The 13,626-nt window shown below is 35.7% G+C and carries 7 protein-coding genes; all 7 read left to right on the forward strand.

Translation table 11 applies throughout. The features are described 5' to 3' along the window. Nucleotides 1-373 precede the first annotated feature (373 nt). The 7 genes from BQ5321_RS04715 (at nucleotide 374) to tnpB (ending at nucleotide 13,601) form a co-directional block, all read left to right on the forward strand. Nucleotides 374-2,914, forward strand: coding sequence for an S-layer homology domain-containing protein (locus tag BQ5321_RS04715; protein WP_071393424.1), 2,541 nt, complete (start codon nucleotides 374-376; stop codon nucleotides 2,912-2,914). Nucleotides 2,915-3,659: 745 nt separating this feature from the next. Then, the gene (locus tag BQ5321_RS04720) at nucleotides 3,660-6,215 is read left to right on the forward strand and encodes an S-layer homology domain-containing protein (RefSeq protein ID WP_071393425.1); all 2,556 of its coding nucleotides are present in this window, start codon (nucleotides 3,660-3,662) and stop codon (nucleotides 6,213-6,215) included. A 962-nt stretch (nucleotides 6,216-7,177) separates the two neighbouring features. Beyond that, the gene (locus BQ5321_RS04725) at nucleotides 7,178-9,745 is read left to right on the forward strand and encodes an S-layer homology domain-containing protein (protein WP_071393426.1); all 2,568 of its coding nucleotides are present in this window, start codon (nucleotides 7,178-7,180) and stop codon (nucleotides 9,743-9,745) included. Nucleotides 9,746-10,044: 299 nt separating this feature from the next. Continuing rightward, nucleotides 10,045-11,451 carry a TolC family protein gene (locus tag BQ5321_RS04730; RefSeq protein ID WP_071393427.1) on the forward strand — a complete coding sequence of 469 codons (1,407 nt, stop codon included), beginning with the start codon at nucleotides 10,045-10,047 and terminating at the stop codon, nucleotides 11,449-11,451. A 196-nt stretch (nucleotides 11,452-11,647) separates the two neighbouring features. Continuing rightward, nucleotides 11,648-12,730: an S-layer homology domain-containing protein gene (locus BQ5321_RS04735; protein WP_071393428.1), complete on the forward strand. Its 1,083-nt coding sequence runs from the start codon at nucleotides 11,648-11,650 to the stop codon at nucleotides 12,728-12,730. A gap of 329 nt (nucleotides 12,731-13,059) precedes the next feature. Further along, complete coding sequence (locus tag BQ5321_RS04740; protein WP_071392721.1) at nucleotides 13,060-13,251, forward strand: hypothetical protein; 192 nt, start codon at nucleotides 13,060-13,062, stop codon at nucleotides 13,249-13,251. Continuing rightward, nucleotides 13,248-13,601 (forward strand): IS66 family insertion sequence element accessory protein TnpB, encoded by a 354-nt coding sequence (gene tnpB, locus BQ5321_RS04745; RefSeq protein WP_200798700.1) that lies wholly within the window; start codon nucleotides 13,248-13,250, stop codon nucleotides 13,599-13,601. Before BQ5321_RS04740 ends, tnpB begins: the two co-directional genes overlap by 4 nt. The last annotated feature ends 25 nt before the right edge of the window (nucleotides 13,602-13,626 follow it).

Below are 13,626 nucleotides of genomic sequence, written 5' to 3' on the forward strand. Positions count from 1 at the left end.
TTAAATAACTACATGCTTTTCCTTTTTTACTATATAAATACACAAAAATCTATCCTAAATTATCCTCCTCTTGTTCAATATATCGAAAGTCCTTGTCCTTTATAATTCCCTCAAAAAAAATAAGACCAATATACTGAAAAATACAAATAGATTGAAATATTAATATTATTCCCTTAAACTTTTATACTAGCAATATTTAAAAGTATATAAGGAAACTAAAAATTTATGGTAAACAGCGGGATGGTTTTCGTGTTTCACTGATATGGCTGACTCTAACGTGCAAATCTATGTAAGATTTCTATGATACATAAGAACCGTCCCTACGTTGCATATTTGGTCACTATGTACATATGATAAAGGAGGACATAAATCGATGTCACACCAACCAAAATACTATCGCCAAATTGCAGCCGGAGCAGTAACCGCTGCATTGGTTGGTCTTTCCGCTACCCCGATTACATCATTAGCAGCAACCTTTTCAGACATCGAAGACAATTCACATAAAGAAGCGATTATATCATTAACAGAACAAGAGATTATCAAAGGCTATCCAGATGGAACCTTCAGACCCTATGCTCAAATTACCCGAGGCGATGCGGCTGTCATGGTGGCTCGGACACTTGGTCTGCTTGACGGGAGAAATATCCCAGCAATCAACTTTACAGATTTACAAAATACCAACTCAACCACTCGGGAAGCGATTGCCAAACTCGTTCAATTAGAAATTCTCAGCGGCTATTCACCAGAATCATTCCGACCGCAGGAAACCATCACCCGTGCACAAATGGCGAAATATTTGGCAAATGCCTTTGATTTGCCAATCAATGACGGTACTACTTCTTTTTCTGACGTTAACCCAAATGCTGTATTAGCACCGTTTATTGCAGCTATTGCCAAGGCAGGGATTACAATCGGAAAGACAAATGGAACATTCGGGTATCATGACCCTCTGAACCGAGGAGACTTTGCCGCCATGATCTATCGGGCACAAAATCATAAACTTGATCCGGAACCGATTCCAGATCCTGAACCAGCGTTCAACCCTATTAGCATTGAGGGTGATGACAAGGGAAACTCGCTAAAAAACGGCCAAGCGAAAACCTATACGGTTACATTAATCAACCCTGTTTCAGAAAAACCAATTGAAGGGGCCAGGTTAAATATTACGTTTGCCGAAAATATTGAAACCGATTTCGGACCGCAAAGGAATGTTAGTGTTACAAATGGTTATGGAGAGTCCACGATTCCTTATCAATCTAAGGATGGTTTTGAATCAGCGATTTATATTGTCACAGATAAAAATGGTAAAGCAACCTTTACGATTACAGGATCAAATGCAACAGTCACACCTGTTGTCTTCCTTGATGGCAGCAACCAGGAGTGGGACACAAAAGGTGGTATTGGAATTGAAACACAGGACGGTCGATTTGACGAAATCGAATACCATGCCATTGCAGATCCGGTCACATTCACCGTCACACCGTACCAAATTACAGTAGAAGGACAGCGGACCAACTATGCGGCAACGGCTGAAAAGGATGAAAATGGATTCATCTCTGAACACAATGGCCGAAAATATAAAATCCAGGTTAAAAAACCAGATGGTTCTCCATATGCAGGAGGAACTGTAAATGTTGGAATCGAAGAATGGCTAGACCAAAAGCTAGGAAATGAACCAACAGGTGCGTATTTTCCTTCCTTTAAAGACACAGAAGGTCGCTACTTAAGACAAGGACAAGTAAAATTGGATGCAAAAGGTGAGGCAACTATCACTATATCTAGCACAGATATTAATGATTCAGCCAAACCTATCGTCTGGATTGATCAGAACTACTCCAATAATTACCAACCGGGAACGCTTGAAAGTGGGGAGCCAATGTCAGATCAAGCAAAGGTGTATCCGACCAACTTTCAACCGCCCCGTGTCGACAATGGAATTTTGGGTGCCGAATTAGTGGTCGAAGAAGCTGAGTCTGTAGGTGAAGAAACATTCACATTGACCATTCTTAATCAAAGTGGAAAACCATTCAATCCTGGTAAAGAAGTTAGAGCAAATGTCACCTTTGAAGTCATCAATACAGGAACACATAGAATCGAAATTAATACGTCGCTTTTGCAAAATATACAATTAACGAAAACGCTGGGTGCCGAAAGCCTTGAGAAGGATAAAATTGTAATCGAAGTTGGTGGACGTGCAACCATTGCAGGAGACACCATAGCCAATACAGCAACACTGACTGCTCATGCAGTAGAGGGCATTTCGTCGCTAAAAGTTAAAGGCTCAGCCGTTATGTTCCCTGATGTCGGAAACGAAAGTAACTCTGTCTATGTTTATACAGATTATATAGAAGCAGCATTGCCTTACTTTTACACAGCAAAGATAGAATCGATTGTCGCAAAGGATATAGATAATAATGGTACCAGTGATCAGGTTGAGCTTACATTTGAAAAAGAGGTATATGACTTTGAAGCGGGAGATTTTCAAATCACTCAAGCTGGAATTACATATGCTGCAAGCAAAATTAAAAAAGATGAAAAAAAGCTAATTCTTTCATTTCCAGAAGATGCATTTGCCAATGGGATGACCACACTAAAATACGATCCACACTATTCTGGAACAGAAGCATTAGCAGATGAATTCGGCAATAGGGTGATTGCGTTTAAAGTAGATTTTAACTCTATTAGTAAAACTGAGAATGAAGAAACAGGTGAATCACCTAATGTAGAAGAGGAAATTGTAGATCGGATAGAAGAAGAGAATACGAATCCTTCTGATGATCAAGATAATAATGTGGGTTCTGGTGGTGATCACACAGAAGAAGATGAAATCTCAAGCACTGAAACTGGAGAAGACAGTGCAACAAAAAAATCAACTACTGGGTTATTGTCAATTATCTCTAACCTGCTTATCTGATGGAACCAATATCTATTCATTAATATTATTATAATGTCAGAGTGTCAGATGTATCCAAGAAGGGATTATTCAGGCACTCATTTTTTGTATCCTATTTTTATACTCCAAAAATAAATCAAAAATAGCACTAAATTAATACTGGTGGGTCATTTTATTTTTTTTAGTTCACTTGTTACAAATACATTAAATATATATTACAATTCATAGCATTCTATTACGAATGATCTCAAATTGTGTTAAGTAAATAGTAGGATATATTATATAGAAGGAATAGGACAATTTGCGTAATAAGAGTTCTATAGATAGATTTAATGAAATTCTATTCTATTATTGAAAGGCTAACGTGTTATTCAATTAATATCTTCTTAGTTCTAATGTATATTTTATATTAAAATACTAATTAAGGTTAGGGGAATCTAGTTTCTTCATTAATAATTTATTTCATATAATGAAATATAAAATGAAGATAATGTTAAAAGGACATCAAAACGTGAAATACAATAAAAATATTTGTATGATTTTGTTGAATTTTTAGAAAAATCCGCTTTTTAACAAAGGATAAAACTGACAAAATTAGGATTCAGACAAAGCATTGACATTATTCTATTAAAATTCTATACTAATATTTGTTGAGGGGCTAGTTCAAGAAAACACAAGCGAAAGTTAGTTTTTTACTAGACTCTTTAATTAGTTTCAATTTACTATATTTATACTTTTTCAAACATAAAAGGGAGGAAATATCTCAATGGCTTACCAACCAAAGTCTTACCGTAAATTTATCGCAACTGCAGCGGCAGTAGCAGTAGTTGCTCCAGTAGCAGCACCAGCAGCATTTGCAGCAGCTGCATTTGATGACGTAGCAGGAACTCGCTATGAAGCAGCAGTTACAGCATTAGCTGAAGCTGGAATCGTAAAAGGTGATAACGGCAGCTACAAGCCTTACACTGATATCACTCGTGCAGAAGCAGCAGTAATCGTTGAGCGTGCATTAGGTCTTGAAGATACTGATGCTGAAAATCCATTCACTGATGTAAGTGAAACTAGCTTTGCTCGCGATGCAATCGTGAAATTAGCTGAAGCAAAAATCATCAACGGATTAACTTCAGATACTTTCGGTCCTAACGAAAAAATCACTCGTGGCCAAATGGCAAAAGTTATCGCTCTTGCATTTGATCTTGAGTTAGGTGACGGAAAAACTTCATTTACAGATGTTGCTGAAACTGGCACATTTGCTAAGTATATCGATGCAATCGCCGATGCAAAAGTAGCAAGCGGTAAAGCTGATGGTACTTTCGGATTAAGTGAAAACATCCTTCGTGGTGACTTTGCTTTAATGATTAATAATGCAATTAATATTGTAAACGCAGTCCCTGTTGTTGAAGGTGTAAGTGCAAACACGCCTAAAACACTAAAATTAACTGGAACAGCGTTAACAAATCTTGATATTGCTGATGTAACTGTAGAAGGAAATACAGTTAAAGAAGTAAAAGCTAGTGCGGATGGTACGTCTGCTACTGTTACTTTAGAGGATGTTTTAGTAGATAACCAAGAAGTTAAAGTAACTGTAAATTCTAATGACGAATTAAAAGAATTCACAGTGAAATATTCATTGTCTGTTGATACAGTAACTGTTGATACTGCTACATTTGATGATGATACTAAAAATCAAAAAGTAACATTTAAAATTAATGGAGAAGCTACTGACTTAGATTATTTAGCAGCTACTGGCTATACTGTTGAATTCTTATCATTAGATAAAGATGGTAAAGTAGCAGTAGATACATTCTTTAAATCTGGTGATGAAAAGAGTGCTGATGGAAAATTAGCTGATTCCGTTGCCCGCGGCAAATACCAAATTCAAGTAACAATCTCTAAAAATGGTACAGTACTAACTTCTGAGAAAACAACTGTAGAGGTTAAAAACTTAGATAGCGCAGCATCTTCAATCTCTGACTATGAGCTAACAAATAATGATTTAGGCGAAAAACAAAATAGTACTACATTAGTAGTTGGAGAATCTGCTGAGTTTACAGAGTTAACTGTAAAAGCAGGAGATGCTACAAATAAAATTGCAACTGGTATTGAAGTGGAATCTTCAAACGAAGGTGTAATTTCAATTAGTGAGAATGCTGGAGTTTATACTTTAAATGCTGAAGCACCTGGAACAGCTAAGATAACAGTTTCTTACGGTGATCTTGAAAAAGAATTGACTTTCACAGTTGATAATGAAGCTCGTAAAGTTGCTAAAGTTACTCCTGATAAAAGTTCTGTAACAGTTGTTTCTGGTATTGCTACAGACGTAAAAGTAAAAGTAACTGACCAATACGGTGACCCATTTGATTCAGATACAGATGATATTGAAGAAGTTCTTCCAAGCAATAAGGATGATTTATTTGCAGTTGGTTATGATTTCGATATTGATTCAAACTCAGAAGGAAAAGTTACACTTTCAGTAACAGGTAAGAATGCAGAAAGTGGAACAATTTATTTTAAAGATGAAGATGGAAAATCTCTAGGTACTCTTAAAGTGACAGTAACAAAAGTAAATAACTTAGGTAAAAAAGTTCTAGAAGTAGTAAAAACATCTAATCAATCTGATGATAATAAATTAGATGTAGTTGATGCAAATGATAATACAGTGACTTATAAGTTAGCTAAATATACAACTCAAGGTGTTTATACTGGTGTTCAAAATTTAGAAAACTATACTGCTAAATTCGATAAGGAAGTAGTAACAGTTGATGGTAATGAAACAGGTGAAGTAGTGTTAGGTGACATTACTGAGTTTGATGTTGTTGCTGTAGATGAAGGTACTACTGATATTGCATTGTATGATGCTGAAGGTGTATATGTTGCTAAAATCACTGTTACTGTATCTAATGATGTAGCGGAAATTAAGAGCGTAGATTGGAAGAAAGCTGATACAATTAATTACATCGGAGAAGTAATTAACTATAAAGATGTACTTGATATAGTTGCAAGTGATGACAGTGATATTGTGAAAAATATCAATCTTACTACTTCAACAGTTCACAAAGTACGTATCGTTGATGAAGATAATGGCGGTCAGATTTTCATCGATAAAGATGATGATGGTGAATTTGATAACGACGAAACTTACTTAGGAACATTAGTTGGAAAACTATCAACAAGTGCAGAAATCAATGATGCATTCGGCGGCATTGTTACTGGTATAACAACTGCTCAAGATGATAAAGGCACTGTTATCTTCAGTATTATTGATGAGAATGATAATGATAAAGTCCTAGTATCTACTTCTATTTCAGTTGACGTAGAATAATTTTCATTAGTTATAATATTTAGTTACAAGCGTAATTAATAGAAATAGAAATTAGTTTAAATGTGTACAACGAACCTTTTTTATTTCACTAAATATTAAGCCCTATAGAGAAATTTCTCTATAGGGCTTTTCTTTGTGCTCCCGGCAATGGCTAGAACTTGGTAATGAAAATCCACTACATGCTTGGCAGCTGGAACTGTTTTCTAATGTCAAGTGTGTATACCATGAAGTGGAATCTGAAGGAATCCTTAGGCAAACTCCCAAGCTGCTGGACATAAACTGTATATAAGACTGAATAGGAATGGACGAGTTTGCAAAGCAAAACAAAGTCCGATACTTCACGAGTTCCATATTGTAAATAAACAGTTCATGAGAGGAAGGTTATAGTTCTTACTAAGGGGCTTACGAGGGTTCACGGCAAGAGGGATGGAATATGACTCAAGAAAAAGTCTGCGAGTGATGATAGACTGAATTTTAAGAATCTAGCAGAGGTCATTGCAATTCTTAAAGTTTGAAGAACTGAACAATAATAAACTTAAAGGAATATGGTGGTAAGGACAGAGAGAACACAGACATCATCAATAGATGGGCTTTTAGCAGAGATATAAGTTGGAAACTAAGAGTATGCGAGAGCGTGTAGTTCTGTCTTTAAAGAAGTAGAACTGCAAAATAGTATCGATTTAATTGACAAAGGGATTTAAATAATTAAATTTTTTAGGCCTGTAAAAAGTTCAAAGCTAATAAGGGAGTAGCGAGAGATCCTTGGTTCCTGAAACAAACCACTTTGAAAGAAATAAGGTGCAGAACACACCAATTCATAAAAGAACTGGCTTACTACCAAAATAGTACCAAAGGAATATATATTGATTATTGTTATAATAGAAAAGTATATAGTAATGTTGAGATTGTGAACCGAATCTATTTAATCTATAAGAATATATAAACAATTGGGGGATTCAATCATGATTGAACAATTAAAATCCTTCTATAAAATTATTATTATCATAGCCTTTTCTGTGATTATAGCTACAACTACGATAGGATTTGCAGCTAATTTCGAAGATGTCTCATCCGACTATAAAGAAGCGGTAGATTTTCTTGTTTCAAGAGGAATTAAAGGTCTTACTGAAAATACTTTCGGAACACAAGAGAATATCAAGCGTGTTGACGCAGCTGTTATGGTTGCTAACGTTCTTAGTCTTGACGTTGAAGCAGCACCGGATGCTGGTTTTACTGATGTTCCACAACGGGCATCGAAACACGTAAATGCTCTTAAAATGGCTGGAATCACTGATGGGAAAACTGAAACAACCTTTGCTTCCCAGCAAAAAATCACTCGTGGGGAGCTTGCAATCTGGTTACAAAGGGGCTTCAAGCTTGAAGCAGACAAAGGTGAATTAGCTTTTACGGATGTAGCGGAACGTTACGAAGAAGCAGTATCAGCATTAGTAGCAGCTGGAATTACAAACGGAACAACTGAAACAACTTTTGGAACTAGAGATAACGCAAAACGTGGTGATTTTGCTAAGTTCCTATTAAGGGCAGATCAAACGGTCATTCCACTATCCATAGAGAGTGTAAATGCAGTAAATTCTAAGACAGTAAAAATTACAGGTGTTGGTTTAAAAAAATTAAAAAACGAAGCCGTAACTGTAGAAAATAATACCGTAACAGAGATTATTTCATCTGCTGATGGTAAAACTGCTATAGTAACACTATCATCTAATTTGTTTTTCAATCAAACTACAAAAGTAAAAATAAATGAAGCTTCTTTCGATGTGACATTTAAGCTAGAACTTGATTCTGTTACTATCGAAGAAGTTGTTTATGATGATGATACGGTTGGTCAATTTGTTGCCATTAAAGTTAACGATACTAGTGTTAACGCTCAAGAATTAAGCAATGCTGGTTTTACAGTTCAATTCGAAGCTTTTTCGAATAGAAGTGCTACAAAAAATGTAACGAGTGAATTATTTGTTGCTAGCTCTACTGGTAAATTAAATACTAACTTCACCATACCTTACTCTGGAAAAGAGTTCTATGTAAGAGTGAAGGTAATAATGGGTGCTGAAGTAATGGTCTCAGAGTTAACCCAAATTAAAATAAAGAACCTTGACCTTGTTGTTGATTCAATCACTGCAGTTGAATTAGTAAATCTTACAACTACATTCAAACAGAACAGTACAACTCTTGTAGCTGGTGAAACGGCTCAATTTACTAAAATCAATGTAAAGTCAGGTTCTGAAATAGATACTGTAACTGGAGGATTCACTGTTAAGTCATCTGATGTATCAGTAATATCTGTTAGTGAAGACGAACATGGAAACGATGTATTAACTGCACAAGGACCTGGTACAGCAACAATTACTGTAACCTACGGTGGAGCACTTTTTAATCGAACTTTCACAGTTAAAAATGATAAACGCGAAGCAACAAAAATTGATGCAGACAAAACTTCGCTTACTGTTGTAAAAAATGGTAATAAAACAACTAAAGTTAGACTTTTAGATCAGTATGGCGATCCAATGGCTATCACTAGTGGTGTTAATGTTTCTTTACTAGTAATCAATGAGAAAATAAATGTATCACTTAGCAATTCATCTGGAGAAGATAGTGAAGCAGTTTTAAAAGTGGAAGGTAAAGACACTGGTTCAGCATACATTATATTCCGTGATGCTGCTAATTTAAAAATTGGTACAACGATAGTCAATGTTAATGTAACAGAAAATGGAACATTAGCTAAATATGAGCTGGAAGTTGATAATAATATCAGTGATAGTGATGTAACGAAGATAAATGAAGTGACTAATGCTACGATTGCTAAAGATAAAATCTCTAATGACGCAATACTTGATATAAAAGATGATAAGTTCTTAAAGCTTAATATTCAAGCTCTCAACTCGGATGGAGTTAAACTATCTAAGCCTGAAGCATCTAGTTATACGGTAACCACTTATGTATCAAAAGTCGGTGTGTTGGCATCTAAACCTTATTATGCAGGCGAAGGATTTATTGTGGTAGAAGCTGGAGAAAACGCTGGTACAGCAACAATTGTTGTAACAAATAATAGCAATAGAAGTATTATAGCAACTTTCAAAATAACTGTTGAAAAAGTTGGTTATGACGTAGTTGAGGCGGCATTAAAAAATGTGGAGACAGCAACTTATGCACAGATAATAAACTATGAAGACTTTTTATCATATACTGAGTCGGTAAATGACCCTATTATTTCTGGTATTAAATTAACTAAGTCAGTAACGTATCCTGTGCGTCTGGATATAAGGGGCGTTAGTGGTACAGTGGGCTCACTCTATCTGGATAAAAATGCAGATGGCTTTTTTGATGTATCAGAGGGTGATATCGAAGTGGGTCGAATAGTGATTACTATAATTGGAGAATTTGCTGATACTGAGTTTGATGCTATTGCTGGTGTTGATGTAACAACTAGTGATGAAGGCACAATATTATTTAAAGTACTTGATACCGAAGATAGAGTAATAGCAATTAAAGCAGTTAAAGTTGAAATCTAAAAAACAATTGGATAATTCTATTTGCCTTGCAAAGGGGAAACATCTAGTGCACGGTTCCATGCTCCGAACTAATAACATCTGAATGTAAGAATAGACCTGTAGAAATCTACAGGGCTATTCTTTATGAAAGTTGGTTTGTTTTTTTCATTATTCTATTGTACTTCTTTCTTTAAAATATTCGTAATCTATTTATTCGTTTTACATTATAATGATATAATAAACAGATAGAAAATATTTCTACATATGGTATGATAATTTTTTTAGATAAAAATGGCTTCACAAGTGAGAGGAGAAATACAATGAAGAAGTTTGCTTACATGCTTGCTGCGGGACTGGCATTTACATCACTTCAACCGACTATATATGCACAGGCTGCAGTTAATCAGCAAGAAGAAACAACAGAAAAAGAAACACTATCTGTTTTGTCCATCGATGACGTAATAGAGCGTGGTTTAGATAGAAACTCGACGCTATTACTTTTAGAATATCAAATGGAAATCATGGATAATCAGCACAAAGACATGGAGAAGGATATTGAAGATTTAGAAGATGATATCGACGAAGCTGATTCTAGCTTACCAAATATTAATCTTAAAACAATTAAGGAAAATATTGCTGGCTTACAACTATTAATATCAACGCTTGAAGAAGAAATTGCTGGGCTAGAAGCAGAACTTGGAGAAGATGAAGGCGGTTCAATCGAATTTTTAGAAAATCAAAATGAGCTTCTTAAGTTAAAGCTTGATAAATTGGAAGCTTCCATTGCAAGTGGACAGCTAGAACAAGTTGTGAGTGGATACAACCAAGCTTTGCAAGCCATCAATGCTCAAATTGAGGCTTTGGAAGATGCTATCGACCAATTGCAGCTTGCATTACAAAAGATGGAAGTGGGAGAGCTTCAATTAAACTATGAAGCTGAAGAAGCGGAACAGATGGTTAAAATGATGTTAACATCTTCATATACAGGCTTGATTTCTACAAAGCAGCAAATTGATTTAATGGAATCATCTGTTGTGCAGGTAGAAAAAAATGTGAACATTTTGGAGAAAAAAGTTGAGGTAGGTATTGCTTCAGCATATGAACTAGAGCAAAGTGAACGCGATCTGGAAAAACAAAGGCAAGCACTAGACCTGGCTAAACAGGATTATCAAAGAGAGTTAGCCAAGCTTCTACTTGATATCGATGTGGAATATAACGCAGAAATCAAACTTAAAGATTTAGAGATTAATACGAATACAGATAAAGTAGCAGCAAACAAAATGGATAAACTAGTAAAAGATTCTTACGCATATAAAAAAGCAGAGCTAAATCTAAAGAATGCAGAACTGGATTTAAATGATTTAATGGATCAAGATGATGCTAGTGAGTATAAAATAAAGCAGGCAGAATTAACGATTGAAGTTGATAAGGAAAAAATTAGACAGTTGAAGCTTGACCTAAAAGAAAGTATCGAAAATCTTTATTATGATTTAGATAAAGCGGTGCAAACCCTATCAGATAAAAAGAGAGATTTGGAGTATGCTAAAAATGATTCAAATCGCTTTAAAGTTCAGTATGAATTAGGAATAATATCTGAGTTTCAATATCAGCAATCGAGCTTGTCCGTAAAGCAAGCCGAATTTGATTTGGAAATGGCTGAAATAAGCTATTATATGATTAATGAACAAGTGAAGGCAACACATGAAGGAGTTATTCAGGTCCAATAATTACCAAATGCTAAATACATTAAGTTAAGTAAGGAGTTCGCTACAGTAAAATAGCAGCTCCTTATTTTTAAATAATATTTAATAGTAATCGAGTCTATCTGACTAGGGAAATTTATTATCAAAACTAGTAACCACAGAATAATACAATCTATGATATAATATGTCGATATAATAATGAGGAGAGTGCTTGATAAGTATGAAACGATACAAATATTTTTTGGTTCTCCCAATTCTATTTTTATTGGGAATGTCTGTAATAACCTCACAGGCAGATGCAGCTGAACTATCTTTTACAGACTATCAAAAAGATAATTTTGGCTATGCGTCTGTTTCACAATTAGTCTCAGAAGGGATTATTCAAGGTTACAAGGATAATAGCTTTAAGCCTGATAGAGCCGTAAAACGTATAGAAACAGCCGTGATGTTCAAGCGGGCTCTTCCAATAGAAGCAGCAATCAGTGGATCAGGCTTTAAGGATGTACCGGATACGTCAGAATTTGCACAGGCTACCGCAGCTGTGAAAACAGCCGGAATTTTCAAGGGGTCATCTAATGGTACATTCGGTCCGAATGATCTTTTAACAAGAGAACAAATGGCATCCGTTATTGTACGTGCCTTTGATCTAGAACCAGTTTCAGATGTCAACGTTACCTTAACAGACCTTAATCAAGTTTCCACAGCACATGTCGATGATGTAAAAGTATTATTCCAGAATGGGATAACCAAGGGTAAGAACAATGGTGCATTTGATCCAAAGGGCTCTGTATCAAGAGCAGAGTTCTCTGTGTTTCTTCACCGAGCATTACAAAACTTCAATGGAGAAAATCCGGATAATGGGATTGGAACACCTCCAATTGGAAATATCCCTGGCGGTCCAGGTCAGATGGATCAGACTAAACCGGATGTAAGAAATACTGAATTAATAATAGACTCTAGTAGCTTAAATGGGCAGTTATCTTCTACTGACAACGGTATCCAGATTACCTATAATCTAAAAAATCAAAGTCCTGAGAGTATAATCAAAGAAGGTACTATCAACGTTTCAGAAGCCAGCACACTAAGTATTACCAAAGCCCCTAACAAGGTCATGCTTGTACTAGGTAATGATACAACACAGCAGTTAACACAAGGCAGTAATATTCTTTCCTTCACTGATAAGCTGAGTTTAGTAGATATTAGCCAGATTTCTGATCATATTGGTAATTTTACTGTAGAAGGAAAACTGACTGACCACGCAGGAAATAGTAAGGATATCACGATTAGTTTTATTGTGAAGTAAGCTAATAATAAATTATAAGACCCACCCTGCCTTAGAATTTTCTAAAATAGTGCAGGGATTGTTAGTTGATTAGAAGGAGCTAGCTACTAGATAAGTAGCTGCTCCTTCTTTTTTATTGGGGAGAGCCCGAATTCTAATCATAATCATCAGCTTATTCAGTACCATTCTATTCACACACTCTCCCTAACAGCCTCAACAACCGACCTCTTCCTCTCCACACTCCCTTTTCTCAGCAATTGAACGTAAGCCCGTATTCAAACGACGCATATAAATAGAGCTGCACCTCCTGTAATATGATCATATCAATATTAAAGGGAGGTGCTTTTCATATGCCAGATCAAAAACTGACTATTGTTCCCGTTACACTTCTTCCTGAAAATAAAAGTAACTCCGTGTCACCACCAACCAGCTCTTCCTCTAGCATCTGCACAATCAAAACGGCAAATGCGGAAATCCTCTTTTATAATGGTGTAGACGAGCACATCATCCTAACAATCATGAGGGAGTTGAAGCATTGGTGAAACATGATTATACGGATGTGAAAAATATCTATATTGTTTGTGGAAAAACGGATATGAGAAAGGGCATTGACGGATTAGCTGCCCTGGTTCAAGATTCTCTTGAATTAGATCCTTATGGGGATTCGATATTTCTTTTTTCCGGATGGAAGAAAGATAGATATAAATGTTTATATTTTGATGGAGATGGTTTTGCCCTTCTCTATAAGCGTTTAGATAATGGGAAGTTACAATGGCCTAAAGATGAACAAGCAGTACGTAATCTATCCCAAAAACAGCTCAGGTGGCTGCTCGAAGGCTTAGCTATTCAGCAACCAAAAGCTATTCAATCATCGGAAAAAGGAACTTTTTAAACACTATTATTTTTTCTTTATCTCC

This window comes from Bacillus tuaregi, from assembly GCF_900104575.1.
Lineage (GTDB): Bacteria > Bacillota > Bacilli > Bacillales > Cytobacillaceae > Bacillus_BD > Bacillus_BD tuaregi.